27 protein-coding genes are annotated in these 25,842 nt (G+C 38.6%); 13 read left to right on the forward strand and 14 right to left on the reverse strand.

What is annotated here, in order from left to right; translation table 11 throughout:
* The first annotated feature begins 32 nt into the window (after positions 1 to 32).
* Entirely contained in the window at positions 33 to 812 is a 780-nt protein-coding gene (locus ACZ5AE_RS15150; protein ID WP_464565148.1) for an alpha/beta fold hydrolase, read from the forward strand.
* Positions 813 to 965: 153 nt separating this feature from the next.
* On the opposite strand, the gene ACZ5AE_RS15155 is transcribed toward ACZ5AE_RS15150, so the two are convergent.
* The gene (locus ACZ5AE_RS15155; RefSeq protein WP_464565150.1) at positions 966 to 2,669 is read right to left on the reverse strand and encodes an NAD-dependent malic enzyme; all 1,704 of its coding nucleotides are present in this window, start codon (positions 2,667 to 2,669) and stop codon (positions 966 to 968) included.
* A gap of 268 nt (positions 2,670 to 2,937) precedes the next feature.
* On the opposite strand from ACZ5AE_RS15155, the gene ACZ5AE_RS15160 reads away from it, so the two are divergent.
* From ACZ5AE_RS15160 to ACZ5AE_RS15170, 3 genes are all read left to right on the forward strand, one after another.
* Positions 2,938 to 3,243, forward strand: coding sequence for a DUF4257 domain-containing protein (locus tag ACZ5AE_RS15160; protein WP_464565152.1), 306 nt, complete (start codon positions 2,938 to 2,940; stop codon positions 3,241 to 3,243).
* A gap of 192 nt (positions 3,244 to 3,435) precedes the next feature.
* Entirely contained in the window at positions 3,436 to 4,239 is an 804-nt protein-coding gene (locus ACZ5AE_RS15165) for an alpha/beta hydrolase (RefSeq protein WP_464565153.1), read from the forward strand.
* Positions 4,240 to 4,365: 126 nt separating this feature from the next.
* A complete protein-coding gene (locus tag ACZ5AE_RS15170; RefSeq protein WP_464565155.1) occupies positions 4,366 to 5,169 on the forward strand; it encodes a metallophosphoesterase in 804 nt (267 codons plus the stop codon).
* 77 nt (positions 5,170 to 5,246) lie between these two features.
* On the opposite strand, the gene ACZ5AE_RS15175 is transcribed toward ACZ5AE_RS15170, so the two are convergent.
* Positions 5,247 to 5,936, reverse strand: coding sequence for a hypothetical protein (locus tag ACZ5AE_RS15175; RefSeq protein ID WP_464565157.1), 690 nt, complete (start codon positions 5,934 to 5,936; stop codon positions 5,247 to 5,249).
* Positions 5,937 to 6,068: 132 nt separating this feature from the next.
* Between ACZ5AE_RS15175 and ACZ5AE_RS15180 the strand changes: the two genes are divergently transcribed.
* A complete protein-coding gene (locus ACZ5AE_RS15180) occupies positions 6,069 to 6,833 on the forward strand; it encodes a DUF3891 family protein (protein ID WP_464565159.1) in 765 nt (254 codons plus the stop codon).
* A 176-nt stretch (positions 6,834 to 7,009) separates the two neighbouring features.
* Here ACZ5AE_RS15180 and ACZ5AE_RS15185 read toward each other — a convergent pair whose 3' ends face one another.
* Positions 7,010 to 8,551 (reverse strand): ATP-binding protein, encoded by a 1,542-nt coding sequence (locus ACZ5AE_RS15185; protein WP_464565160.1) that lies wholly within the window; start codon positions 8,549 to 8,551, stop codon positions 7,010 to 7,012.
* Between the two features lie 121 nt (positions 8,552 to 8,672).
* On the opposite strand from ACZ5AE_RS15185, the gene ACZ5AE_RS15190 reads away from it, so the two are divergent.
* Positions 8,673 to 8,915 (forward strand): small, acid-soluble spore protein, H family, encoded by a 243-nt coding sequence (locus tag ACZ5AE_RS15190; protein WP_464565161.1) that lies wholly within the window; start codon positions 8,673 to 8,675, stop codon positions 8,913 to 8,915.
* Positions 8,916 to 8,981: 66 nt separating this feature from the next.
* Here ACZ5AE_RS15190 and ACZ5AE_RS15195 read toward each other — a convergent pair whose 3' ends face one another.
* The gene (locus ACZ5AE_RS15195) at positions 8,982 to 9,284 is read right to left on the reverse strand and encodes a hypothetical protein (RefSeq protein WP_464565163.1); all 303 of its coding nucleotides are present in this window, start codon (positions 9,282 to 9,284) and stop codon (positions 8,982 to 8,984) included.
* Between the two features lie 220 nt (positions 9,285 to 9,504).
* The gene (locus ACZ5AE_RS15200) at positions 9,505 to 10,431 is read right to left on the reverse strand and encodes an alpha/beta hydrolase family protein (protein WP_464565165.1); all 927 of its coding nucleotides are present in this window, start codon (positions 10,429 to 10,431) and stop codon (positions 9,505 to 9,507) included.
* A gap of 353 nt (positions 10,432 to 10,784) precedes the next feature.
* Between ACZ5AE_RS15200 and ACZ5AE_RS15205 the strand changes: the two genes are divergently transcribed.
* A complete protein-coding gene (locus ACZ5AE_RS15205) occupies positions 10,785 to 11,093 on the forward strand; it encodes a GNAT family N-acetyltransferase (protein ID WP_464565167.1) in 309 nt (102 codons plus the stop codon).
* Positions 11,059 to 11,223: a hypothetical protein gene (locus ACZ5AE_RS15210; protein WP_464565169.1), complete on the forward strand. Its 165-nt coding sequence runs from the start codon at positions 11,059 to 11,061 to the stop codon at positions 11,221 to 11,223. Before ACZ5AE_RS15205 ends, ACZ5AE_RS15210 begins: the two co-directional genes overlap by 35 nt.
* Before the next feature lie 79 nt (positions 11,224 to 11,302).
* On the opposite strand, the gene ACZ5AE_RS15215 is transcribed toward ACZ5AE_RS15210, so the two are convergent.
* Both ACZ5AE_RS15215 and ACZ5AE_RS15220 read right to left on the reverse strand, forming a co-directional pair.
* On the reverse strand, positions 11,303 to 12,067 hold the full coding sequence (locus ACZ5AE_RS15215) for an SDR family NAD(P)-dependent oxidoreductase (RefSeq protein ID WP_464565171.1): 765 nt from the start codon (positions 12,065 to 12,067) through the stop codon (positions 11,303 to 11,305).
* Positions 12,068 to 12,402: 335 nt separating this feature from the next.
* A complete protein-coding gene (locus ACZ5AE_RS15220; RefSeq protein ID WP_464565173.1) occupies positions 12,403 to 12,783 on the reverse strand; it encodes a VOC family protein in 381 nt (126 codons plus the stop codon).
* Positions 12,784 to 13,023: 240 nt separating this feature from the next.
* Between ACZ5AE_RS15220 and ACZ5AE_RS15225 the strand changes: the two genes are divergently transcribed.
* Positions 13,024 to 13,344, forward strand: coding sequence for a hypothetical protein (locus ACZ5AE_RS15225; RefSeq protein ID WP_464565175.1), 321 nt, complete (start codon positions 13,024 to 13,026; stop codon positions 13,342 to 13,344).
* Positions 13,345 to 13,460: 116 nt separating this feature from the next.
* Here the strand turns inward: ACZ5AE_RS15225 and ACZ5AE_RS15230 are convergent, their stop codons facing one another.
* A complete protein-coding gene (locus ACZ5AE_RS15230) occupies positions 13,461 to 13,733 on the reverse strand; it encodes a hypothetical protein (RefSeq protein ID WP_464565177.1) in 273 nt (90 codons plus the stop codon).
* 191 nt (positions 13,734 to 13,924) lie between these two features.
* Between ACZ5AE_RS15230 and ACZ5AE_RS15235 the strand changes: the two genes are divergently transcribed.
* Both ACZ5AE_RS15235 and ACZ5AE_RS15240 read left to right on the forward strand, forming a co-directional pair.
* A complete protein-coding gene (locus ACZ5AE_RS15235; protein ID WP_464565178.1) occupies positions 13,925 to 14,203 on the forward strand; it encodes a hypothetical protein in 279 nt (92 codons plus the stop codon).
* A gap of 155 nt (positions 14,204 to 14,358) precedes the next feature.
* Positions 14,359 to 14,985 carry a DUF2238 domain-containing protein gene (locus tag ACZ5AE_RS15240; protein WP_464565180.1) on the forward strand — a complete coding sequence of 209 codons (627 nt, stop codon included), beginning with the start codon at positions 14,359 to 14,361 and terminating at the stop codon, positions 14,983 to 14,985.
* 462 nt (positions 14,986 to 15,447) lie between these two features.
* Here ACZ5AE_RS15240 and ACZ5AE_RS15245 read toward each other — a convergent pair whose 3' ends face one another.
* Positions 15,448 to 17,121: a thiamine pyrophosphate-binding protein gene (locus tag ACZ5AE_RS15245; RefSeq protein WP_464565182.1), complete on the reverse strand. Its 1,674-nt coding sequence runs from the start codon at positions 17,119 to 17,121 to the stop codon at positions 15,448 to 15,450.
* A 213-nt stretch (positions 17,122 to 17,334) separates the two neighbouring features.
* Between ACZ5AE_RS15245 and ACZ5AE_RS15250 the strand changes: the two genes are divergently transcribed.
* A complete protein-coding gene (locus ACZ5AE_RS15250) occupies positions 17,335 to 17,868 on the forward strand; it encodes a hypothetical protein (protein ID WP_464565184.1) in 534 nt (177 codons plus the stop codon).
* A 363-nt stretch (positions 17,869 to 18,231) separates the two neighbouring features.
* Here ACZ5AE_RS15250 and ACZ5AE_RS15255 read toward each other — a convergent pair whose 3' ends face one another.
* The 3 genes from ACZ5AE_RS15255 to ACZ5AE_RS15265 all read right to left on the reverse strand — a co-directional run bounded on the left by ACZ5AE_RS15255 (position 18,232) and on the right by ACZ5AE_RS15265 (position 21,536).
* Positions 18,232 to 19,374, reverse strand: coding sequence for an IS91 family transposase (locus ACZ5AE_RS15255; RefSeq protein WP_464565186.1), 1,143 nt, complete (start codon positions 19,372 to 19,374; stop codon positions 18,232 to 18,234).
* Positions 19,371 to 20,243 carry a tyrosine-type recombinase/integrase gene (locus ACZ5AE_RS15260; protein ID WP_464565188.1) on the reverse strand — a complete coding sequence of 291 codons (873 nt, stop codon included), beginning with the start codon at positions 20,241 to 20,243 and terminating at the stop codon, positions 19,371 to 19,373. The genes ACZ5AE_RS15255 and ACZ5AE_RS15260 overlap by 4 nt, the downstream gene beginning before the upstream one ends.
* A 318-nt stretch (positions 20,244 to 20,561) precedes the next feature.
* Entirely contained in the window at positions 20,562 to 21,536 is a 975-nt protein-coding gene (locus tag ACZ5AE_RS15265; protein ID WP_464565190.1) for an alpha/beta hydrolase, read from the reverse strand.
* A gap of 227 nt (positions 21,537 to 21,763) precedes the next feature.
* On the opposite strand from ACZ5AE_RS15265, the gene ACZ5AE_RS15270 reads away from it, so the two are divergent.
* Positions 21,764 to 22,537, forward strand: coding sequence for a DUF5995 family protein (locus tag ACZ5AE_RS15270; protein WP_464565192.1), 774 nt, complete (start codon positions 21,764 to 21,766; stop codon positions 22,535 to 22,537).
* 176 nt (positions 22,538 to 22,713) lie between these two features.
* On the opposite strand, the gene ACZ5AE_RS15275 is transcribed toward ACZ5AE_RS15270, so the two are convergent.
* Both ACZ5AE_RS15275 and ACZ5AE_RS15280 read right to left on the reverse strand, forming a co-directional pair.
* Positions 22,714 to 23,880, reverse strand: coding sequence for an iron-containing alcohol dehydrogenase (locus ACZ5AE_RS15275; protein WP_464565193.1), 1,167 nt, complete (start codon positions 23,878 to 23,880; stop codon positions 22,714 to 22,716).
* Between the two features lie 242 nt (positions 23,881 to 24,122).
* Positions 24,123 to 25,835: an AMP-binding protein gene (locus ACZ5AE_RS15280; protein ID WP_464565195.1), complete on the reverse strand. Its 1,713-nt coding sequence runs from the start codon at positions 25,833 to 25,835 to the stop codon at positions 24,123 to 24,125.
* Positions 25,836 to 25,842 lie beyond the last annotated feature (7 nt).

Below are 25,842 nucleotides of genomic sequence, written 5' to 3' on the forward strand. Positions count from 1 at the left end.
TACATTACTAACTTTTAACAGGAGGGATTATCTTGCTTTGCGCCTCGGTAAACGGAGTCAATCTCTACTATGATCGGTTGGGCAGCGGCGATCCGCTCGTACTCATTCATGGGTTGGGTGAACGAAAAGAAGGCTGGAAATTTCAGCATGAGCTGGCAGAACATTTCGATTTAATTATCCCCGATTTACGGGGCTTTGGAAAAACAAGGTGTTTAGACAACCAGGAAATAACCATCAACGCGTTTGCAAGAGACATTGTTGAGTTACTGGATCAATTAGGCATGAACGAAGCGCATATCCTTGGCTTTTCAATGGGCGGCATGGTTGCGCAGGAAATTTATAAGATTCGTCCAGAAAAAATAAAGTCTCTCATCCTTGCAAACACCCTTTTTTACGTGCCGAAGTGGTTAAAAAAACTATTGCTGCGGACAAACAAAAAATACACAAGTAACTTGACGATTGAAAAATTCCACACAGGAGCGACTTCGAGATGTTTGTATGATAAAAATGAAGAAACCGTTCAAAAAGTCATGCCGATCTGGTCCGAACATCTTGACGGATTTCTGCCAGGAGTAAGCGAATGTTTGGAAATTGATTATCGGAAAACATTGAAGAAAATGAATGTTCCCACTTTAGTCATTTCCTGTCAGAATGACAAAATTTGTCCCCCCTTCAATCAAAAAAGGATGCATAAATTATTACCAAACTCCAAGTTTTATATGCTCAAAAAAGCGGGCCATGTGGGAAAAATTGAAAAGACAGATGAATTTAATCGTGTGGTATTACACTTTTTAACATCTTGCTCTGCCTGAAAGGTGGGGCCTGCCCCTTTAGAAAAAAGATCAAACAAAATCTAATAGACCGAACATGTATTCACATGTCCGGTCTAATTTCATTTTTGAGGCAAAGCGCGCGGCAATTTCAAGCATGAGTGATGCACTAGAACCGTCCCCATGCATCCCCTTTTAAATACTTGTCCAATTTCCTACACTTTTTATTTCCTTATATTCAGGTTCCCACATGGCTTCGATAACTGCTTTCTCCACATTCTGAATGTCCGCCCTCGCCACTCCTTCGTTTATGGCCGCTTTGGCTACTTCAACTGCAACGTATACTGATACTGGATGCAATTTTTCAATAGGTGGCAGGAGCGATGCACCTGATGTGCTGGTGTCTGTCATTTGGGCAACTGCATTTGCTGCAGCTGTGAACATACCTTTTGAAATGATTTCAGCTTTTGCCACAATGGCACCAAGTCCAAGCCCTGGGAATACAAATGCGTTGTTTGCCTGCCCAATTTCGTAGGAAACACCATTGTATACTACAGGATCAAACGGGCTGCCAGTTGCAATTAACGCCTTACCCTCAGTCCATTTGATCAGACTTTCAGGGACTGCTTCAGCCAGTACAGTCGGATTGGACATTGGGATAATAATCGGCCGTTCAACATGCTTGGCCATTTCTTTCACAATTTCTTCAGTAAAGGCTCCGGCTTGTCCGGAAGTACCGATTAGAATGGTTGGTTTTACTTTCTGGACTACTTCGATTAATGAAATGATGCCATCCTCAGTCCGATCCCAGTCCTTCACTTCTTCCGCTTTCCGCAAATAAGGTTTCTGGAATTTCAAGACGTCCCCAGATTCATCAGTTAACAACCCCCGGTAATCAATTGCCCAAAAACGCTCATAGGCCTTATCCTTCGTTAAACCCTCAAGAATCATCGCATCTACTAGTTGGTCTGCGTTTCCGATGCCGGCCGACCCTGGACCGAAGATGACAATGCGCTGATCCTTCAAGGATGTCTCTGTGACGTTCAAGGCAGACATAATCGCAGCAAGGGTAACGGCACCTGTTCCCTGGATGTCATCGTTGAAGGTAAGGATTTTGTCACCATATTTGGCCATGATGTTGCGTGCGTTCACATTTCCAAGATCCTCCCAGTGGAGAAGCACGTCTGGAAAAAACTTTCTGGCCGTCTGGATGAATAAATCAATGAACTCCTCGTAACGTTCGCCACGGACACGGGCGAATTTGTTACCGATATAGATAGGATCAGAAATCAACTTCTGGTTGTTCGTACCAACATCTAGGACAATTGGCAGAACGCGGCTTGGATCAATACCGGCAGCTGCTGTATAGACGGCAAGTTTACCAATAGCTATATCAATGCCGCCTACCCCTTGATCCCCTATTCCGAGAATGCTTTCCGAATCCGTAACAACGATTAAATCAATCCCATTTTTGGGCAGATCGAGATTATGAAAGGCTGTTTCAATGCCGTCTGGGTCATCAATGGAAAGATACAAACCACCTGGTCGACGGTAGGTATGAGAGTATGTCTCAATCGCTTCACCTACAGTCGGAGTGTAGATAATCGGAAGCATTTCTGCTAGATGCTCTTTCAATAAACGGTAAAATAAAACAACATTGCGGTTATACAAATCATAAAGCACACCGTTTTTGAACAGGTTGGTGGTCTGCATCGAATATTGCTCATAGACCTTTTTCACCTGCTCCTCAAGCGTGAGCACCCGAGGCGGCAGCAAACCATCGAGTCCAAGATCCTCCCTCTCTTCTTTCGTAAAAGCCGTTCCTTTATTCAAAAAAGGATTAGAAAGAACGTCTTTTCCTTTCAGTGAAGTAATAATGACATTCTCTGGAACATTCATGGAATTATCCTTCTTTCTTATTTTACTATCTAAAAATAACCTTGGCTTATTCTCATCTTCTCATTTATAGTAGTTATTTTTGTTCTTTTTCACCAGGTTATTTAACTTATCTGCTTTTTTGGTATTAAATAAAGCAGGTTAGGCCTCAACTTAATTATAATTTGAAATTTTTCCCAATTTCATTGAGATTCCAAGTTTTGTATAATGGAAATAACACCAAGATTTACCTTAGGTCAAAAAAATTAGGCTTAAGGAGAGTGAGAAACAAGTGTTGGAGGACATTATTTTCTCTTTAGTTATTGGTGGGACAGTCGGAATGATTGGACATGTACGGAAGCATGGCAAACTTATTATGCCGCGCCGAACAAAAAAGTTTATTTATCTCGGGTTTATTGAAGAAATGCTGCTTGGAGCAATTGCCGCACTTCTGCTCGTTTTTTATACCGCACCTAATTCCTATGTAGAAAATATCATCTTCTCGCTGATTGCTGGGATTTCGGGCGATGCAGCACTTACCAGCTATAAATTAATCAGGCAGTACAATGACGAAAAATCAAAATCTAACAATCAATAACGGCAATAGAATAGCTATCAACGGCACAGCATCAGTCTATTCTGATGCTGTTTTTTGCAATTCCATCAAATTTCAGTCAAAACCAATATTTCTCATTCCTCATCTTAGTTTCAGCTAAAATGTTGTTATGAATTGCCCAAGGATGATAAAAACTAACATACATATGATAAATCTGTTAAAAGGAGTTTGGACATGCACTTAAAAGCACCCGAACCGTTTACGTTTGAAAGCGGCGGCCGCGCTGTTTTGCTTCTTCATGGTTTTACCGGTAACACAGCCGACGTCCGTATGTTAGGCCGCTATTTAGAAGAGAAAGGCTACTCCTCTCATGCGCCCCTCTATAAAGGACATGGCAGCGCCCCGCCTGAAGAGCTTATGAACTCCACACAGGAAGATTGGTGGAAAAGTGTTTTGGACGGTTACCAGCTGTTAAGGAATAAAGGCTACGAGAAAATCGCAGCGGCCGGAATCTCCCTTGGAGGAGTTTTTTCCTTAAAGCTTGCTGCTGAAGTTCCATTGGCAGGAGTTGTCCCCATGTGCGCACCAATGGGCTTTAGAAATAAAGACACACTGCTTAATATGGTACGTGCCTATACGAAAAAGTACAAGGAGTTACAAGGAAAGACAGTGCAAGAAATCAATAGCGAATTCAGTGCTTTTAAGGATAACAGAATGCCAGCAGTCGAAGGATTAACGAGGCTAGTGTCGGAAGTTTCCACACAGTTACATAAAATAAATGTTCCAACCTGCATCGTTCAAGGCAGGCAGGATGACGTTATTGATATGGAAAGCCCGCAAATCATTTACAACGGGATTAAATTCGCAAAAAAAGAAATCAAGTGGTATGAGAATTCGGGCCACATTATCACGCTAGATGAAGAACGGAATCGAGTTGAGGAAGATGTTTTTCAATTTTTGGAGCAATTGAATTGGGAAGATGATGAAAAGATTTTACCTGCTCTCCAAGAAACAGAAGCACCGCAGATATGGTGGTGATTTATAAAAAGTGCCGGGCACTACACTAAAATGGATGGTGCCCGGCACTTTTTTGCTGTAATAAAGGAAAATGGATTGGTTTTAAAGAAATTGTATGAAGGACTATTTTTGCAGGGAGGACTGTGAATGAAAATAGCGATTTTGTCAGATATTCATGAAGGATTGAATCGAAAACGGACACAGAGCGAAATCATGGCTGTTTTGATTAAATGGATAGAAATCAATCGGCCTGATGTGTTTATGATCAGCGGTGATATGACAGCTGGCCCGGATAAAAGCCTTGCCCTATTGAATAAACTTCAAAATGATTTTCCAACGACAAAGATCTTATTTGTGCACGGTAACCACGATGTCTATCATGAAGATTCGAAAGAAGCTTATGAAAAATTGCTTCAATTCCCCGGGAATCTTGGAAATGGCCCGGTTGAATTAAATAAGGACTGGGTCATTATTGGTGATGGCGGTTGGTATGATTATAGTTTTCAAATCGAAGGGTACACGGAAGAACAATTTAAGATCGGCACGTTCAACGACTTTACTTGGCCGGATAAGCAATATGCCCATTGGCCGGGTTCTGACAGAGAAGAAACCGATCACTCTGTCGAAAAGCTAGAGGAATGGTTAAACAAGCACCGCGGGAAAAATATCATAATGGTCACACATGTCGTCCCCTTTCGAAAATTTTTAGAAGTGAAGAATGACCCTTCATGGGACTTTTTCAATGCCATGATGGGCAGTGAGCGTTTTGGTGAATTGGCATTGAAATATGGAGTGAAAAAATATATTTTTGGACATATCCATACCAGATACCATGAGCACTATAATGGAATTGAAATCATCTGCAACCCGTTAGGCTATTATCCAGAAGAATGGTATCATCAAACCGCGGAAGAAGAGATTTTTTCTACGATTAAAGTTATTGAGATTTGAGGACCCTGTTGACTTAAAAAAGCCGTTTTTTCTCTATAGCTAGAAAAAACGGCCGATCTTATTTATCGATTTGGTCGCTACTCCACCGGCCTTTTAACTTTATAATCTGTCCTAAAGAAACTATAAATAGGCCCCGAGGCTTTTGAATGCACAACGGATGTTACGGATGCGACATTTCCAATATTTAAGGAAATTGTGACATGATCATCGTTTGGATAATTAGGATCATAAATATTAATGGACAGACCGTTCTCATTCAAATCATACCCATATGCAAGAACCTGATGATTTTTTGCAAACTCAAAAGGATTGAGGGATTTAACTCTTACCAAACCAAGCGGTGATAGCTTTCCATGATCAAGATCATTTTTTATTCTTGGCCATTCCTTTTTTATCATTCTCCAGGACCTTCCGTGCGGTCTAGTCCCTATTTTACTTGCCATTGTTTCCTCATCCGGGAGGACAGGATTCATCAAATACAAATATTTAATAAAACCTAAGGGCAAATTTAAACTATTAATCTGCCGGTTAACGATATAGTTAAATAACGGTCCAGCGGAAGGAGCTTCCGAATTTGACGGGATTGGCATTTTTGCTTCAAAGTAGTCCATGACAGCAAAAACCATTCCGCCACAAAGGCCGTATGATGCATTACCAATTTTTATCTGCCTGCTCAAAAAATCCAATTTCTTTAATGGAACACTTGGAAAGCTGTTTCCGAATTTAAAACCAGCTGAGCTTGGTCGAAACTCTGGAAAGTTTGGCATGATATCCCCCCTATTGCAATAAAAAAAACAAAAACATATTGCCGAATCGTCTACAAATAGGATTTTATGCATTTCTCCTAATCCCATAAATATTTATTAAGAAAGAGCATTTCTAGAAAGGAGTGAGGGAAAATGATTATTTATGAGCAGGAGGACAGCTTTATTATGATAAAGCAGGATGACCACGCCAGAATATCAGGCATATTTGCACAGTCTTGGAAAAATGATTATTTTTATGGAATGGAATTGAAGGATGAAGTGGTCCTAGCAATTTGTGAACACGATCGCGGCTGGATTGAAGCCGATGAATGGCCTTTATGGAATGACGAAAGTGACAAACCATACTCCTTTATAGATCACCCCATGAAGTTAAAGACTGCTATTTATAAAAAAGGTATAGATGAAGTAGAATGTATGAGCAAGTATGCCAGTCTTCTCTGCAGTTTGCATTTTGTTTCTTTTCTGCAAAACGAGATAGATCCCCTTGCGAAGGAATTTGTGACAGATGAAAGAAAAAGGCTCCAGTACCTGTTTAAAGAGTTGGGAATCAAGGGAAATAAGGACATGGAAAACCTGTTCATGTATCACTTAAAAATTCTAAAGTTTTGTGATAACCTCTCCCTCTATATCTGCCTGAACGAACCTGGGGTAGAAAAAGCTGATGAGCACCCCTTTTTCCGAAATGGATTTCCGGAAGCGTTTCCATTCGCAAATAACCAGCCCATTCACGCACACTGGACGGATCGTGAAAAAGTCGAACTTTCACTTTCTCCTCTCTCGAAGCAGTTACAGGTTTATTTACCGTTTAAAGAAGTTAACAAAGAAGAAATAATGCTAAACGGCTTATTGAAAGCATATGCAGATACACCAGAAACCATTAGAAAAGTCACATTCTGATGCATGGGTGATGCATGGGGACGGTTCTTTTGCTTCATTTACTAACGCAAATAAGGCATAAGAACCGTCCCCATGTGTCATCTTACACTTTTTATTATGAGATTTTCAGTTTGTGAATCCAGGGCTTTTATTTGCGATTTTGCTATTTATATTTGCGAACCTTTTTTGAAAAGATTTTAACTTACATTAACCATTTTGTTTTTTTGAGGACTTTCAAATGAAATAGTAAAAGTGGTGCCTTGCTTCAAGTTACTATCCACATGAATGGATCCCTTATGGTTTTGAATGATCCTATAGCTCACCATCAGCCCTAGCCCATTCCCATCTTGCTTTGTCGTAAAAAAAGGCTCACCTAGTTTTTTAATCTGTTCTGGTTCCATGCCTATACCTTCATCCTTTATGGTGATTACTATATTTTGAATTGTCCTTTCGAGCAAAATACGTATCTTTCCTCCGGAAGGCATAGCCTCGATAGAATTCTTAAGTAAATTTAAAAACACTTGTTTTAATTGATTACTTTCGCCTGAAATGATGACATCCTCTATGGGAAATTTGTATTCTATCTCCACATTTTTTAAATTTGCCTCCGGCTCAAGAAACTTAATCACACTGGTTAAGATACTATTAATATTACTTTCATTATATTGAACCTGATGTGGCTTAGCAAAAATCATCAATTCACTAACAATGTAATTAATACGATCAATTTCATCAATAATGATGTCCACATAGTATGGTTCCATTCCACTTTGATTCATAAGTTGTACAAATCCCCTAATAGATGTTAGCGGGTTTCGAATCTCGTGGGCTATGCCTGCAGCCAATTCTCCAATCATCGAAAGTTTCTCGGTATTTCTTAACGTTTCTTCTGATTTCTTTTTTTCAGTAATATCATATTGAATGGAGATATGTTTATAACGCTCTCCATTTGAATCAACAAAGGGAATAATCGTTGTATCTAACCAATATTTTGTTCCATCCTTCGCTTGATTAAGAATTTCACCCTTCCATACATTTCCGCTTTCAATTGTTTCCCATATTTCTTGAAAGAACGCTGGAGGGTGAAAGTTAGAAGAGAATAGATCGTGTGTTTTCCCTATTAATTCTTCTATATTAAATTGATACAAATTGCAAAATTTATCATTTGCATATAAGATTTTATCTTCGTGGTCAGATATTGCAAAAATGGTCGCTTCGTTTAAGGCTCTCTCTAAATCTGTATACTCTCTAAGTGTCATTTTTAAATCCTCTTTCGACTCATTTAAAGCAATTTTAATGTCTGACATTTCCTTAGAGTAAATATTTAATAGAGTTTTGGAAATAAGCTGGAATAAATATTCAATTATCCTTATTACTTCAAAGTAGCTTTTTATGGAAATTCTCTCATGAAGCAATTCTTGTTCAAGTAAATCGATAATTGAACATCGAGTTAAGTACAAATAGTGGATAGATTGATCCAAAGAAGCTTTAGATTGTATTAATTGAAGACCCAAGACTTGCACAAATTTAACTATATTCAATTTGTGTTCTTCAGTCTGGCTAATTAAATAATCCCCTATGTGAATAAATAAGTTTTCTGCCGAATACCATGGAAAATCCAATTCCTCAAACATAGGGTTGAAGAAGTTATCTTGTCCAATAGGTGAATCGACTCTATGATAAATATCCCCATTCAATTCTTTAATCTTCGAACCAATATACTCAAAATGTTTGTTCATCTTATCCCTCATAAAAAAAGTAGTATTTATCTCCTAATATTAGACACGGTTTTACTAAATTCCTCTTTTTTAAAAAATTTCGACAGATGATGCAAAGGGACGGCATTGCTTTTTTTTATTTGTGATTGGTTTTATTTCTTATAATGTTATGGCTTTTTGGAAAAATAACATTGAGGTGATGGAAATGGATCTAAATAGGGTCAAGGAAATATTGGCAGCAGAAAATGAAATAGCGGTTCAATACCACGGTATTCCAGTTTGGATTGAAAGCATTGAAGACACTTCGAGCATGGCGTTAGTTTCCCAAAGAGGGATCCATAATGAAAAACGGTTGGTTTCAATTGATGGTCTGGCGGAAAAATAAAAGGACTGTTAAGTGAGAGGCTGAATCGTAATGGCGATACAGCCTTTTTATTAGCGGACGGTTTTACTACTTTCGCAGGCCTACGAATTTTTCATGCTCTTCTTTTATCAAAAGAATGAATTGCTCCCTTTCCGAATCCATACTTGTAATCTTTTTAACATTTGTTTCGTTGCTTAAAAAACGCTTCACTTTTCGATTGTTATAAATAATGTATTGGTATCGATAATCTTTTTCCAGTTCAGAAAACCAATCCTCTTCTTTTAACCGGATAATGTGTTTTTCAAACTTCGCGGTGGGATTGGGGATTAAATGTTCAATAATATCGCCTGCAATATCTATGATGAAGTCAATAAAAAGAATAATGCTCACCCCAGGTTGTTAAAATGGACCTTGCTGAAATTTCAATGATTCTTTTTTGCTCGTCTTTTGAAAAAATACACAGTATCTCCGCTGAAAAACCCGACTACTTCCATCCTTCAATACTTTACCATACAACCCAAAAGACCGTACATGTAGTAATATGTCGGCCCAGTATCCGCCTCCTTCCTTTAAATGCTTAAAGAATGACACATGAGAACCGTCCCCATTCTCAAATTGAATGGATCCAATCGGAGATATCATTTATTACTTGACTGTCTACCTTTTGGGCAACTTTGTACTCTTTTTGGACTTTTAGGATATTCGCATAGATGGCTGGCATAAATAGGTGATTTAGGTTTGGGTATAGTTTAAATGTGACATTCGGTTTTTGATCCAATAGCTTTTTGTAACCGTCAAAATCATCTTCTACCGTTGATTGGACGTCTTTTTCTCCTTGCATAATTAAGATAGGTTTATCCAAATCCTTAAGATATTTGATAGCAGGATGTTCGCCCATTTCTTTTAGATAGTAGGCCCTGACGTGTTTACCTAAGACTGGTGTTGATTTTGCCTCTTCATCGGTTAAGGTATAAACGTTGCTTAACTTTGATGCTAAAGCGGCTACCTGCTTCTTTGCAATGAATTTTACTACCCTATTTAACGAGTTTAAAGCAATATCGTTTTGCGTCATCATGATTTCTTCTAATTTTCGTGGTGATCCAGCCATAATGATAATGCCGGCAAAATTTCCGCCTTCCGCGTCTATTCTTGGGGCTAACATGCCGCCCATACTATGTCCGATAATAATAATTTTATTGGGGTCAATCCGTGGATCGTTTCGTAACAAGTCAGCGGCAAGGATGGCATCTTCGATTGTTTCTTCTTTAACAGACAATCCAGTATCATTTCTCATCTCTTTACCGTATACGAATGTTCTCTTATCATAGCGAATGACAGCAATTCCTCTTTCCGATAATCCTTCAGCAAATTCTTTAAAAATAACATTATTTCCTACTTTACCGTCCATATTACTTGGCCCGGAACCGTGAACCAAGATAACCGCTGGAATGGTACCATTCCTCTCTTCAGGAATGCTCAACATTCCATTAAGCGGGTACTTGGTTCCTTCACCTATCACAATTTTTTCTTCAACCATCTAATTTCCCTCCACTATTTATCTCAATTTATTAACCTTGCGTTTGCTTTTACAGATAGTTAGATAGGCCTGTTATTATTACAGGATTATTTTACCATAAAAACAATAATTTGTTAGATTGTTAGAAAAAATATACAATGACTGGTACGGCGTTTGCGTCATTCGATATTGAAATTGATTGAGTTGTGATTGACTGCCAACTTTCATCATATGTACTTATATTTTAAAAATCTCTTTCCACAAAGGAATCCCTATCTAAAATATATTTATATACAAAATTTACCAAATAATTTATAATTTACCTAATAGATTTGGATTTTATTTTTTAAAACTAAAAGGAGAATAAAAAACACATGTCTATTTCATTGAGACCAATAACTAACGAAAATTGGGAGGATTGCATCCAATTGCAAGTTGCTCCCCATCAGCAGACCTATGTTGCACCAAATTTGTATTCACTGGAAGAGTCAAAATTTGAGCAATCCTTTGTTCCGATGGGAATTTATTTAGATGATAGAATGATAGGATTTCTGATGTACGGAAAGGACCCGGAGGATGGAACCTATTGGATAATTCGCTTTATGATTGACCAGCTTCCAAGGGAAGGGACATGGCCGAGCAGCCTTGTTGCAAACCATCACTTTTCTGGCAACGCTCGATGACTGCAGCGACTTCATCATCCTTGGCGTAAAAGAAGAAAATACACACGCCAATCGATTTTACCAAGCATTCGGATTTTGCGATACAGGGCGCAGAGAACATGGAGAAATATTGTTAGAATATGTGAGATAAGAAATGAGACATGAGAATGCTCAGCTAGCGTATAAAAGCCAGGTGAACCATCCCCTGGCTTTTACTTCTGCAATAAGCATTATAGTCCTAAAGCTGTCCATCCTCCATCAGCCTTTAAGGTTTCACCTGTAATATAAGATGAAGCGTCAGAGGCTAAGAAAATAGCCGAACCTATTAATTCATCAGGCGTTCCTAATCGATTTAGTGGAGTTCTTGCCTCCACCTTTTGGGCAAACTCATTTCGTTGATCCTTAATGGCCTTTACCAAAGGGGTTTCAATATATGCAGGTGCAATTCCATTTACCCTTATGCCATGAGGGGCCCATTCAACCGCCAATACTTTGGTCAGCATATTAACGCCGCCCTTACTAGCACAATAAGCTATTGACCCGGTAAGTGCCGTTTCCCCACCAATGGAGGAAACATTTATGATGGTTCCTTTCTTTTGCTTAATCATTTGACTGCCGACCGCCTGGGCGAATAAAAATACACCCGTTAAATTAACGCCGATCACCTTATTCCAATCATTTAGGTCGTATTCCTCTGCCGGCCTTTTCACGGTTATTCCAGCATTGTTTATTAAAACATCAATTCGATTGAACTTTTTTACCGCCTGATCCACTACATTTTGAATGTCTTCAGGATTTGAAACATCACACGGAATAACTAAGGCCTCAACACCTTTTTGTTCAATTTCTTTAGCAACTTCGTCCAACTCAACTTTTGTGCGGCTGCAGAGAACAACGTGGCTGCCAGCTTCAGCCAAACCTACAGCTATTGCTTTACCAATCCCTTTACTAGCCCCTGTAACAATACTTACTTTTCCGGTTAAATCAAATAACATTAAATTCCCTGCTTCCTATTTTTAATCTAGTAAAATCAGATTCAAAATAATGATTCTTTGAATCTTGTTTGTTCCTTCATAGATTTGGATAATTTTTAATATTAATATTATTCAATATTCGACATAATGTATAAAAATCCTTTTAAATTAATAAGAAAGCTCCCATCTTTTAAAAAGGATTACATGACCAGAATTATCAAGGGTTTGGATAAGCAAACATAGGATATCAAATACGTGGAGAATCAGGGGGAGGTTTTCGTGATCATTTCTACTAGAAAATGAGGAATACCCGTCCCCGTGTTTCATTCTAGATTTAATTCCGTTTAATGTTTTACCTAAATATAATTTGAAACCTCAATAAGATTAAAATCCGGATCCCTGAAATATACTGAATAAATCCTTCCCATTGCACCAGTTCGTTCGATAGGACCCTCAGAAATGGTAATTCCGTGCTTTTCTAAGGATTCTATTATTTTTTCTATCGGCGTTTCTGTAATAAAACATAAATCAGCTGAGCCTGGGGTGGGTCTTAATGCTTTTGGCTCGAATTCCTTCCCATATTGATGCAAATTTATTTTTTGATTTCCAAATTTAAGAGCTTTTCTGCCTTCACCAAAAGTTTGAACCTCCATACCCATAACTGTAGAGTAAAATTCACAAGTAACCTCAATATCTTTTACCGTTAAAACAAAATGATCTAGTCCTTTAATATTCATCTTGCTCACCTCTTTATAGAACATTTACTTCTTTTTGTCTTGATTCTGCAGGTAAACCTGGAAAGGTCTCTAAATCCATAGGAATTTTTTACCTACATGATTAAGTATAACAAATTTTATTTGGTAATTTACACCAATATGGAGTCTTTTCAACCGAAAAAAATTCCATGAAATTTAACAATTCCGTAAGAAATGATAAATGTAGATTTCTATATATTAGGAGAAAAGGGGGTGTCAGGTATGTCTGATGAACCACGAGAACTACCTCAAGGGGAAACTCAAGAGGAACCTTTAGAACGGAATCAAGAAAACCTCAAAACTATTAAAGATGAGATTAAAAATGAAATTAGAAATGAAATTAGAAATGAATTAAAAGAAAAATTCATCCATTCTCGCAAGAAAAAAAAGCGTCGATTAATTTATTCCGTCTGTGTTTTTGCACTCGGTGTTTTGATTGGCTTTGGCGGCGGAAGGGCAACTCATTCAGAGCATCATTTTGATCAAGTACACAAGGGACACTTTGAACATGGTAAATTTCAAAAATGGCATGATAGGCGATAATAGTATTCAAAATAAATACAGCCTGGGAAAAACTGCTTCCCTCCCTAGGCTGTATTTATTTGTATTTTTACGTGATTTGAGGTAGTTTTAATTTGTTAATTAGACCACAACGTGAACTACTGAAGTTTTCCTTGAAATTGGTCATAATTTTTCATTTCCTGTATCGTCTCTTCAATTTCATTGATAAAATGATTAAATTCTTGATAATTTCCTGAGTCACTAAAGTTCTTTTTATCAATTGAATTAAGGAGCCCCATGACTGCTTTAAACTTTAAATCATCAAAAAATGGGATATGGCTTTCCCCATTGATCTCACCTTTAACCTCTACCTCCCCTTCGTCATTCTCCAGCCTAAATGTGAATTTTCCCGTATTATTATCAACGTTCAATTAAGTTCGCTCCCTATTTAGATGCATGGGAAAGGATCTCGTGGCACATTAGCGCTCGAAAATGAGGCATGAGAATCGTCCCCGCGTTTCGCCCTATTATTTTTTAATTGATTTGCAAAAATATACACAGATAACAATCAATAATTAGGGCAAAATAATATAACTGAATACTAAAGAAAGAGGGTCTTAGGATGTTTTATACCTATAACCTATACAGTTCGGATCAATTGGGATTTTCAAACTCCTACCACATCCAATCCGAATTGCCTCCGCATAAATTTCGGGCCATTATGATGGAATTTCGGCGTGAAGGAAATAATGATCCGGAAGCATTTGTGAAATACATGCGCGACCATTTCCCAGATAGCTTTCGTTTATTTGAGTATGATGATGTAGTACAGTATGATGCCGACCAAGAAAATTCGGTTATCCTTGCCAACCTTTTAGACCAAAATAATCAAACGATTTAGGGCTGTTGATAAAATAGGTTCAACAGCCTTTTTACGGCTGCTTAAACCTATTGGATATCAAGCTGAGCTTTTTTTAAATGTCTCTTATTAGTAATTGGTTTATGGGATCAAATGATATAGGTGATCAGGGAAACCACATAGGAGTGAAATTAGAAATGAAAAGAAAACGTGTCAAGACGATTCATGTTCTGTTATTACTGATTGTAATCGCCGTTTTAATTTGGTCACTTATCAAGCCTGCAAGCTTCAAGTCATGGACTTTGGAAGCCACTCCAGCCATCATCATTTTAATAATCACCATATTAACGTACAAAAAGTTTCGTCTTACTACCCTCTCTTACGTCATTATTGCCATTATGGCGATCTTGATGTTTGTCGGCGGACATTACACCTATTCAGAGGTTCCTCTATTTAATTGGATAAAAGATACTTTTGATTTGAAAAGAAATCACTACGATCGATTTGGACATTTTTTGAAAGGCATGTCAGGTATCGTAATTAGAGAATTATTATTGAGGAAGACCCCGTTAAAAAAAGATAAATGGTTATTTTGGATTGTGACAAGTATTACTCTAGCCATTTCTGCAATGTATGAAATCATTGAATGGATAAGTTTTATTATAGGCAAGGGAGGAAAAACTGCGAAAAACTTTCTGGGGAACCAAGGTGATATATGGGATGCACAATGGGATATGGTATTAACCTTAGCTGGTACCATTATTTCCTTATTAGTACTTTCCAAACTGCATAATAGGTTGTTGCAAACAGAATTAGAAAAGTGATACCAGGGGACGGTTTTCTTGCTTCATTTTCGCCAGAAAATGAGATAGAAGAACCGTCCGTGACTACCGAAAAACATTCTCTAAGAGGACGGATGAAGACATTTATTTCCCTAGGACAAGCAGTATTGTACAACACTCTGTTCTCAAAAAGCCATAATGAGGACACTTCCTGTAGCTTTTGCGATGATTTTGTCCTCATGAGACCTCCATGAAGACACTTTCCGTCGTTTTTGCGATGAATCTGTCCTCATGAAGCCTCCATGCGGACACTTCCTGCGGTTTTTGCAACGATTTTGTCCTCATGAGTCCTCCATAGAGTCACTTTCCGCGTTTTTTTCAGGGGTTTCGAACCGTCCACGTGATTCATTAAAGATTTACAAAAAAATTTTTGTGATTAAATTCATCCATCATTTATTTCATGCTTCTATCTGCCTTGTACAAATCACGCTGACATTAATAGTTTTACTGAAGATAAACCTTAACCGTTGAATCAATAACCACATCCAGCAAAATCGGCTTTTTCTCCTGAAAGGCTTTTTCAAAAGCCGGTTGGAGTTCCTCGGACCTTTCAATTCTGACAGAATCAATGCCAAACCCTTTAGCGACACTGACAAAATCTACTGGGGGTTCGTTTAAATCCATCCCCGGAAAAACGTTGTGCTTCGCGGATTCGCCTTTAATATTAAGAATTCCGCCTTTTAGAATCATGTAGCTTTGGTTATTCATAATTACAAAGACTACTGGAAGTTGATACTTTGCAGCATTCCATAATGATTGAATATAGTAAAGCGAAGAACCATCCCCGATGATATTGACTACCCTCTGATCAGGACGCCCCAGCTGCGCGCCAAGGGAGGCCGGCATACCATATCCCAGACCGCCGCCCTTTAATGCAATCAGGCTTCCAGGCTGGTTCAATTCCAAATAACTGTGGGTATATCTGCCGGAAGTTACGGACTCGTCCACAACTAACACATTTTCCGGCAGTGCTTTATTTAATTCATACATAACTTCTGCAGGTGATAAAGGAAATTGGCCTCTAGTTTCTTCCAGTTCCTTTAAGCGCAGTTCATCACTATGTATTTTCTTCTGAATAGTCTTTTCTTTTATATTGTCGAATCGGGCTTTATCCTCATCATTTGATTGGATTTCGATTAATTCAATAATTTCCTTAATGGCGATCCTTGGGTTAGCCGAAATGGCAATATCTACGTGCATGTTCTTGCCAAGCTCCCATTCACCACTATCAATTGCGATTACCTTGGTTCCCTTTTGGACAATCGGTTTGTCAAAGTAAAGCAGCGGTGCTTGACTTGTGACTCCTGCGAATACCACAACATCTGCTTCTGAAAGGGCCTTCTCGATAAAGGGGCCGTTTGGCAAACATCTTCCCGCGTATTGACGGTGACCATAAGGGAAGTTTAATCTGGAGGCCTGATGCTCAACATATACAGGGGCGCCAATCATCTCCGCAAGCCGAACCATTTCGGTGACCCCTTGGCAGCTGGCTAAGTGATCTCCAACCATAAACACAGGATTGATTGCATGCTGAATCAAATCCGCCGCATTTTGCACTGCTTCTATGTCTCCCCTAATATTGGAGGAAACAATGGTAAGCGGAATTGTTTCTGCCTCAATCTCCTGCCAAAGCACATCCGAAGGAAGAGAAAGAAAAACAGGTCCCATCGGTTCTGTCATAGCCACTTTAAAGGCCCGGTGCAGAACAATTGGTAATTCCTGTGCATTTTTAACTTCCCAACTCCATTTTGTGTAATTTTGGGCCATGCTTACCATTTCTCCCCAAAGAGCAGGTTCCTGGATAGCAAGTCTCGTATCCTGCTGGCCGGCGGTGACAATAAGCGGTACCCCAGCACGATAGGCATTGTAGACGTTCCCCAAACCATGAGCCAGGCCGGGAGCAGCATGAAGATTAACGACCCCTGGTTTTCCGGTTGCCTGTGCGTAGCCTGCAGCCATCCCAACACACACATCTTCGTGTAATGAAAGAACATATTTAAGATCAGGATAGTTCACAAGCCCGTCAACCAATGGCAATTCAGTTGTCCCAGGGTTCCCAAACAAATACTCTACTTCATATTTTTGAAAAGTTTTCAAAATAAAATCTCTAGCTAGCATTCTCTTTCACCCTTTATACATTTTTGGAAGTATTTCGCTTTCCAAAATATATTATACTATAATTTTTTGAAATTTTTATATATTTAAAAAATAATAGGAATGAGTGGTCGTGAAGAAAGTGTCGTAATTAATTTTTCAAATGGATCAAACTGAATAAATTAAATAATTGGATATTTTTTGAAGTTTATTGGAAGGATAAGATTTAAACTCCGAATGAAAATACTTAAAAAGGAAGAAGAAATTAATATGAAAAAAGCTTTAAAAATCATAGGGATTATATTTGCTATTTTCTTTTTAACAGTAGTTGTTCTTTTAATTACTGATATTTCAAATGATGTTGATATATCTGATACCTCGGTACCAGTAAAAGAACGGGTAACCTATATCGTCCATGATGTTGTCGGTGATAAATCAGGTGATAAAGATTCAGTGGCAGATATTAAAAGCAATAATGGCATTTTAAAGGTGGAAATAAATTCAGAGGCCCATGAAGGGTCCAAACAATATTTATTAAACAAATCTGCAGAAATTTTTGCTAATATTTCTAAAATGAAAGATATAAAAGCAGCTACTATAAGCTGGTTAGCACCACTAACTGATCAATATGGAAATAGATCGATGGGTGAAGTCTTGGCTATCATTATTGACGAAGAAACATTTAATAAAGTAAATTGGGATAATTATAAGTCATTAGATTTGGAACAGATCGCACCAGGTTTTAAACAACATCCTTCATTAAAGGACTAATAGGATTTCAGCCCTGTCTAAAGCGAGACAGGGCTTTTATTGCGAGCGATGCGTGGGGACGGTTCTTTAAGAGGACAATCGGAAGTTTTGCGCGTAAAAAGGCCCGACTAGTGGATAGGTGCTAATCGGGCCTTGGTGTATTTATGGGTAAGATCTTTTCGCAAAATTTTTGATTGCCATAGAAGAATGAAGTCGCGGATTTGGTCTGTGGGGTTTCAATCTTCGGGCGATCCTTGATTTTTAATTTTTTTACCTGTTTTCATTTTCAAACAGATATTTTTTTGTTATTTCTATCTGTTTTTAGATACAATTTCCCCCTCCCCAATTAAGAGGCTTTTAAAAAATGTATTTATTTCTCTTCATTTATGGCACGGCTCCATGGACAGCTGACTTTAGATGAGACTTATTACAGGATGGGCATACTGTTACGTCTTTTCCCGTAATTTGCTTGATAATTTCTATGGTACTAAGTCCAGTAAATTTAGGTTTGTAAGTCGGGCTATTGGTTAACTTTCGGCACAGTTTGAGTTTGGTTTTCTTATTTCTATTAGCCAGTAGACCATAATGTCTGATTTTCACTAATCCCTTCGGGAGAATATGCATGAGAAATCGGCGAATAAATTCTACACCTTTCATGGTTACTGTCTTTATTTGATTATTGTTTCGATAGTCCTTCACCCTGATTGTAACTGTGTTTTTATCTATTGAAACAATTCGATTATTCGATATGGCGATTCTATGTGTATATCGCCCAAGGTACTGAACCACTGCCAATGGACCTGAAAAAGTCCGTTTAGTGTAGCTGTACCAGTTTAGTGAGTAACATTCATCTATTAAACACTGAAACTGTTTTGGGTCTTCGTACTTTTTTGCGTCGTTATAAAAGACAAGCAATTTCTGTTCATAATATTGCTTTAAATAAAATAGATACTTTCCACGGAACTTTTTGGACAGAACTTTTACAGGAATAAAGAACTTTTTACTCGAGTGACGCCACTTATTCTGCTTGGAAAGTCCTCCAGCCAAGACAACCGTATGGATGTGAGGGTGAAAATGCAAGTTTTGTCCCCAAGTATGCAAGACAGAGAAAAAGCCAATTTGCGCCCCCAGATACTTTTTGTCCATGGAAAGCTCCGCAAGCGTTTCTGCGACGCATTTGTACATTAAATCATAGAGTACCTTCTGATTATGATAAATTAACATGTGCAGCTGCGCCGGCATGGTAAATACCACATGAAAATAGGGGGCGTTGAGAATATCTTTTTTTCTATTATCCACCCAAACTTCTTTGTTAACCCCTTGGCACATGGAACAGTGACGATTCCGGCATGAATTGTATCGAACCTGGGTATGACCACATGTATCACATTCATAGGCATGTCCACCTAAGCTGCTTGTTCGACATCTAATGATGTCGTTGGCTGCTTTGGCCTGTTCAGGGGATGGCTTATATTTTTCTTTATACTGCGCATAGAACGCCATAAATATATCTTGGATGGTAGTCATTCCCTATGATTCCCCTTTGAATCTAACGGACTTTTAATGCCCATCAGACTTTTAGAGGTCATGTGCAGATACGTTAATGTTGTTTTAAGGCTCTTATGTCCAAGCATCTGTTGGATAAACACTGGATCTACACCGTCTTCTAAGGAATGGGTGGAAAAGCAGTGCCGTAAAGTGTGGGAAGATATATTTGGATCAAGAGAAAGACTGTTCCTAAGTTTTATTAATGTATTCTTTATCGTTTTGACAGTAATGTGCTCGCCGGGGTTTTGGCCGGGAAACAGCCAATCATTTGGCTTATAGTTTTTAGCACTGAAATAAGTTTTAAAATACTCTCGAAGCACTTCCAGTGCTGTTTGGGATAAGATTGTATACCGGTTGGTATTATGTTTAGCATTATCAACACGGATTCGCATGGTCTTACTACAAATATCACTAATTTTTAATTTAGCCACTTCGCTTACCCGAAGGCCACTGCCATAAACAAGGTAAAGGATAGCCTTATGCTTTAAGTTATGAGTTGAATTTAATAGGGAAAGTATAACTTCCCGTGAGGGAACAACAGGGAACTTCTGAGTTCTTTTCATCCTTGGAACTTTCATTGAGTTCCATTCCTTTTCTAATACATAAGTATAGAAAAACTTAATGGCTGAAATGTAATTATTGATAGTCCCTGCCGTAAGTTCTTTATCTCGTTTGAGATAAAGGATGTATTGTTGGATATCCTCAAGGGTCATTTCTTCTATGGGTTTTTTTAGTTCTTGCATATAGTTTAAAAAAGCCCGCATTCTTCGCCAATAAGATTCCTGGGTGGAATCTGGGGTTCCCTTAAGTTCAAAGAAAAGCTCAATTTTTTGATCATATTGTTTCATGGTGTTGCCTCCTGATGATTGTTTAAAGTAAATAAATCAATAATCAAAAGGGCAGGAGGAGCTCTCTCGGAAATATGGGAAATATTAATATGTATTTTTCGCGGTATTCGTGTTAAAATCTCCATATGAAAAAGTATGTTCTTTCATGGTTTGTTTGGTTTGGCGATTAAACAATACCACAGGAGACATACTTTTTCATTTTTTTTATGCTTTTTTTAGGATGGAAAATTTACCAAAAAGCCATCGCGGAGCGATTTCGTTCTTCTCGTGTCTCAAAAAGTCTTCCTAAAGTGATGCTAGAACCGTCCCCGTGTATCTTTACTGTTTCGACAAAAGTAAAATTTCTTCTGCAATGATATCAGGGCGATAGTGATGTACATAATGGTTTGCGTCTTTTACAACAATATTTTTCCCTGCTGAAGACCAGGAAGCAAAATCAGCTTGACTATCACGCCAATCTTTTTTGATTTTTCCAAAGGAGTCCGCGGTTATGACCGTCATTGGTACTTCTAGATGATGATCATCTTTCAATACTTTTTCCGCGTTATTTTTGATCTGTTTGATTTCTTCAATTTGGTTTTTATTGCTTGTTTTAAGAAGAAAGGAAGTTTGATCGATCTCTTTAAGGTCATTAGGTACTAAACTAAAATGGTTGCGTACTTGATAAAACATATCCTCATTTACTTGATAAAGGACTCTAAATACTCCTGATGTACGAAGAAACTGAGATACGTAGGAAACGAAGATGGGAGATTTTTGTTTCGAATAATATTCAGGATTACCCGCATCTATTAAAATGATTCCTTTCACTTCTTCCGGATATTTTTGTGCATAACGAATGGTTTCTAAAGATACTAATGAATGCCCCACCATAATGTATGGAGGTTTTTGACCGGACTTTTTAAGTAATTGGTGAGTTTCCTCTACAATATTGTCAACATCCCGCTTACGATCAGTCATTTCACTAAATCCATTCCCGAAGCGGTCAATAACAGCATACTTCGTGTCTTTATCAAGTTTTTTGTAAAGAGGGTAAAAATCTACATACGGATTGGGAGTGCCCGCGCCAGCATTGAATACAACGGTGGTAGTACCTTTGCCGCCAGTATAAATATGCATCTTATTGCCGTACACTTGATATAACTTTCCGGCCGCTGCATATTTATCCGCTTCATTTGAAGCACTTACCCCTTGGTAAATAAAACCGATTAATAACAAGATTAAAACAAATGAAATAGAATACAATAGAAATTTTCTTATTTTGTTCCAAATTCCTTTTTTCTTCGTCTTCAACTTCCTCTCTCCCCTTTTATCATGAATTCTTATCTGTTTTCATTTTAGTTTCATAGGCATGCATATAAACCGCAATATTTTTGTTGGGATACCGCACAGATTGAGGACGCCCCCGCAGGATTCATTGTTTTTTACATCGAATAGCAATAAGTGCTTGTTTACCACATAGAAATAGTAATGATGGATTATTTATCTTGGTAAACGCTCTTAATCTGGGAGGAAATACAATGGAATTGGTAAGCAAAACGGAAGCATTAATGGAAACGATTGATGATGTAATCGAAGTGATGACAAAGCAGCTTGGCGAGTTCCAGATTAGTGGCGATCATCGGGTTGTATTCCATCGTGTTTATCTTTTGATGACAAAGGAAATGAAAAAACGTCTTTCATCCGGATTTTTTCTGGATGCTGCTTGGCTGGAGCGAGTCCTAGTCGGCTTTGCCCAATATTATTTTCATGCCTTGGACGCCTATGAACACCGCCAGCCTTGCCCGCCAGCGTGGGAACTGGCCTTTCGTCAAGCCTCTGAAAAACAAGGTTTTGTCTTGCAGGACGCCTTACTTGGCATAAACGCACATATTAATAGTGACTTGCCCATGGTCATGCATAGGATACTGACTGAAGAACAGGCTTGGCCCGATGCTCGAAAAATGCTGCACCGCCGCCAAGACCATGAGAGGATTAACTACGTGCTTGCCGACCTTATTGATCTTGTACAAGACGAACTATCCTATTATTATGCCCGTTTTATACGGGTCATTGACTATGTGCTTGGCCGAAAAGATGAATCACTGTCCTCGTTAATCTTGTCTCATAGCAGGAGCAACGTTTGGTATAATGCAGAACTAATGCTCAATGCTTCTGATGAAGAGAAGTTGAACCTAGAGCGGCGCCGGATTGAAAAGGATGCCCTTAAGATAGGCCAAAAGGTGATTAGTTTGCCAGCCATGAAATGTGCCAAGTACCTTGCTCCATTTACTAGGAAAACTCGATGGTTTTAACCAGGACTGGTTACTCGGGAAAATTAACACTAAGTGAATGATTATATTCTATTAAATAGATAGAGCCAATAAGTTGGGACAATTTTAAAAATTATCCCATGAACATAGACCAAAGATAATTTTTTTCCGTACGGTGGAACTAAAAAAATAAAAAAACCTCTTGACTAATCAAGAGGCTAAAAAATATCTTCGAAGGCCTGCTCAAGAATCTGAAGGTAATCCTCTGCACCAATGGTTCGAATGTTACTAGGAGTGGAATTATTTTGTACCGCTAGTTCTACAATTCGTGGAAAATCTTCTCTTCGTACTCCTGGCAAGTCTTTTAATTTAGGAATCTCCAATTTTGTAGTAAATTCCCGAATTCCGGTTATCAATTTCTCTACGGCACTTTCATCATAATCGGATTCATTGGCAAACTTCATATATCGTGCTAGGTCCGCATGGATACCTTTCTCTTCTTCTGCATTAAATTTTAATACATAAGGTAAAAATACCGCATTGGCCACTCCGTGTGGTGTATCATACAGACCTCCAAGTGCTTCTGCTAAGCAATGAACAGCTGCAACATCCGTAGAACCAAAGCATAATCCTGCTAAAAGACTGCCTTCGAGCATATCATAGCGGGCCTGTTGATTTTCTCCATTTTTAAAAGCAATCGGTAAGGAAGAAACAATTTTGTTCATCGCTCTTGCACCGAAAGCTTGGGAGATTGGATTGGTTCCTTTACATGTATAGCCCTCAATCGCATGAACCAACGCATCCACACCTGTAGCTGCGGTAACTGCCTGCGGAACTGTAAATGTTAATGTTGGATCAAGAACTGCCATTATGGGCCTTAATGAAGCATCCTTTAGTGTCAGCTTTCGATGAGTGGCAGACTCGGTAATAACGGAGGAACGAGTGACTTCGGAACCAGTCCCTGCCGTGGTAGGTACACAAATGATCGGGGCAATATTCTCATATTTCCTCTTTCCTTCTACATACTCAACCGGTGTACCGCCATTCGGACCAAGAAGTGCGATTGCCTTCCCCGTATCCATTGCGCTTCCTCCTCCAATAGCCACCACCGTTTCAATACCCCGCTCTTTAAAAAGTTTCGCTCCAGCTAAACACTCAGTATCCCTTGGATTTTGTGAGACCGAATCAAATAAAACGACTCGATATCCTGACTCTTCCAATGCCATTTGAATTGGTGAGACTAATCCAGCCTTGACGACACCAGGATCGCTGACAAGTAAAACAGACCGCCCGACCTGAAGATCGCTCAACAACTTCGGCAATTGCTCAGCTTTACTGAATCCCATCTCAATTCTAGTATTGCAGAAATAACTATAACTCACCAAATCTATCACTCCTATTGTCATTATCCTCTGTTATGTAAGAATCCCACTTATAGTTCATTATAACATTATTTATTTAATATTCAGACTAAACGGCGTCTCTTCACGACAGTTCTTGGGGACTAAATCTAATATCCTTTGAGCCACGAGAACCGTCCCAGTGGATTCGTTCAAAAAATAAAACCGGACATCGCTATATGGTCAATGCACCGGCGCCAACTTTTGCTTTACACATATGATTTGATTTATGTTCTCACTACGTTTGGTAAATCTACTTTTCTCACTTTTCCTGTAGCTGTTAGCGGAAGTTGATCAATAATTCTTATCATTGGGACTTTGTAAACAGCCATATTTTCTTTACACCACTCGTGAATCTTCTCCTCATTAAGAGTACCCTTATATTCATCTTTTAATTGCACAAACGCAATCGGAATTTGCCCCTTTTCTGAATCTTCCTGTCCAACCACGCCACATCCGTCAATACCTGGCATCTTGCTTAAAATGATTTCGATTTCAGGAGGGAACACGCTCATGCCGTTGACCTTTAACATTTCTTTTCGTCTACCCAAATAATGTAAAAAGCCTTCTTCATCCAAGACACCGATGTCACCCGTGTGGAACCAGCCGTTCGTAAACGATTTTTTGGTAGCTTCTGGTTTATTCCAATACCCTTTTAGCAGCGATGGCGAATGAATGACTATTTCACCCTCTTGTCCTAAGGGAAGGAGTTTCCCTGAATCAAAGTCGACGATTTTAATTTTTGTTCCAGGCATTGGCAGTCCGCAAAAGACAGGCTGAGTCTTAAGGTCCATGTCATCTGTTTGTAAACCTGTGGTGAACGTATCCATTGTATGAGTTTCTGTCATGCCAAAAGCCGATTCCTTCATGGTAACCTCAGTAAGGTTTTTCCAGCGTTCACGGTATTCAGTGGACAGCTTCTTAACAAAAGAACTGACGGAAGTCGCTTTGATCGAACTTAGGTCATACTTTTCAATTTCAGGGTCATCCATTACTTCTAAAACATTGTCCAAAACACCGCCAAATGTATTAACCTTATAAAGTTGAATGGCTTCCAACACAGCTTTTACGTCCCAGCGATAAAGCAAGACTTGCGTCTCACCCTTAAATACAGGGGCAATGAGAGTACTATTTTCACCCGCGATCCAAAATATCGGTAAATAGCTTAAGCTAACCATATTTTCTAAGGATGGAAGACTATTTGAATAAGTGGAAATACAGGCTGCTGTATATAACATATTTCGCTGTGTATGTTGACAGCCTTTAGGCATTCCCGTTGTACCGCCTGTATAGTTTAGAGCTGCTAAATCATCGAGATTTTCATTCAATTTCAAGGAAGAAGAATACTTTATGTTTTGTATTATCGAAAGGAAAGAAATCGTGTCAGAACAAAAAACCGGATCAAGCGGCATGGAACGATGCAATGGTATAGTTGGTATTTGTGGTAAAAAGTCTCTCAGGCTTGTCGTTATCACTTCTCTTAAACTCGTATTATCTTTTACTTTTTGTACTAATGAGTAAAAATGATCAAGCGTAATGAGAACTTCAGCACCGGCATCATTTAATTCATAGAGCAGTTCTTGTTCTTTAAACATTGGGTTAACCGGGACATGTACGCATTGAGCTTTTAGTATTCCATAAAATGCAATGATAAATTGTGGACAGTTAGGCAGGAAAACGGCAACCCGGTCCCCCTTCTTTCCCCCCTTTGAAATGAGGTAAGCAGCGAAACGGCTACTCCACTCATCCAATTGTTTAAACGTAATGTCCAAGCCATAATAAATGAAACAAACTTTATCCGGCGTTATTTCTGCTCGTTTTCTTAAGTAGTCCGTTAATGGTATTTCGCCAAATGGATAATTTGGCTCTTTAGGTAATTCGCTGGGCCAGTTTTTATCCCAAAGTCTTTGTAAATTTTTTAGGTACTGACTTTCGTCCATATTCCAT

The organism is Neobacillus sp. S1227 (genome assembly GCF_055385255.1).

Bases quoted from the DNA above. Each gene is read 5' to 3' on its own strand.
- ACZ5AE_RS15155 (WP_464565150.1), bottom strand. From the start codon at position 2,669: ATGAATGTTCCAGAGAATGTCATTATTACTTCACTGAAAGGAAAAGAC.
- ACZ5AE_RS15165 (WP_464565153.1), top strand. From the start codon at position 3,436: ATGCACTTAAAAGCACCCGAACCGTTTACGTTTGAAAGCGGCGGCCGC.
- ACZ5AE_RS15170 (WP_464565155.1), top strand. From the start codon at position 4,366: ATGAAAATAGCGATTTTGTCAGATATTCATGAAGGATTGAATCGAAAA.
- ACZ5AE_RS15175 (WP_464565157.1), bottom strand. From the start codon at position 5,936: ATGCCAAACTTTCCAGAGTTTCGACCAAGCTCAGCTGGTTTTAAATTC.
- ACZ5AE_RS15180 (WP_464565159.1), top strand. From the start codon at position 6,069: ATGATTATTTATGAGCAGGAGGACAGCTTTATTATGATAAAGCAGGAT.
- ACZ5AE_RS15185 (WP_464565160.1), bottom strand. From the start codon at position 8,551: ATGAACAAACATTTTGAGTATATTGGTTCGAAGATTAAAGAATTGAAT.
- ACZ5AE_RS15200 (WP_464565165.1), bottom strand. From the start codon at position 10,431: ATGGTTGAAGAAAAAATTGTGATAGGTGAAGGAACCAAGTACCCGCTT.
- ACZ5AE_RS15205 (WP_464565167.1), top strand. From the start codon at position 10,785: ATGTCTATTTCATTGAGACCAATAACTAACGAAAATTGGGAGGATTGC.
- ACZ5AE_RS15215 (WP_464565171.1), bottom strand. From the start codon at position 12,067: ATGTTATTTGATTTAACCGGAAAAGTAAGTATTGTTACAGGGGCTAGT.
- ACZ5AE_RS15220 (WP_464565173.1), bottom strand. From the start codon at position 12,783: ATGAATATTAAAGGACTAGATCATTTTGTTTTAACGGTAAAAGATATT.
- ACZ5AE_RS15225 (WP_464565175.1), top strand. From the start codon at position 13,024: ATGTCTGATGAACCACGAGAACTACCTCAAGGGGAAACTCAAGAGGAA.
- ACZ5AE_RS15235 (WP_464565178.1), top strand. From the start codon at position 13,925: ATGTTTTATACCTATAACCTATACAGTTCGGATCAATTGGGATTTTCA.
- ACZ5AE_RS15240 (WP_464565180.1), top strand. From the start codon at position 14,359: ATGAAAAGAAAACGTGTCAAGACGATTCATGTTCTGTTATTACTGATT.
- ACZ5AE_RS15245 (WP_464565182.1), bottom strand. From the start codon at position 17,121: ATGCTAGCTAGAGATTTTATTTTGAAAACTTTTCAAAAATATGAAGTA.
- ACZ5AE_RS15250 (WP_464565184.1), top strand. From the start codon at position 17,335: ATGAAAATACTTAAAAAGGAAGAAGAAATTAATATGAAAAAAGCTTTA.
- ACZ5AE_RS15255 (WP_464565186.1), bottom strand. From the start codon at position 19,374: ATGACTACCATCCAAGATATATTTATGGCGTTCTATGCGCAGTATAAA.
- ACZ5AE_RS15260 (WP_464565188.1), bottom strand. From the start codon at position 20,243: ATGAAACAATATGATCAAAAAATTGAGCTTTTCTTTGAACTTAAGGGA.
- ACZ5AE_RS15270 (WP_464565192.1), top strand. From the start codon at position 21,764: ATGGAATTGGTAAGCAAAACGGAAGCATTAATGGAAACGATTGATGAT.
- ACZ5AE_RS15280 (WP_464565195.1), bottom strand. From the start codon at position 25,835: ATGGACGAAAGTCAGTACCTAAAAAATTTACAAAGACTTTGGGATAAA.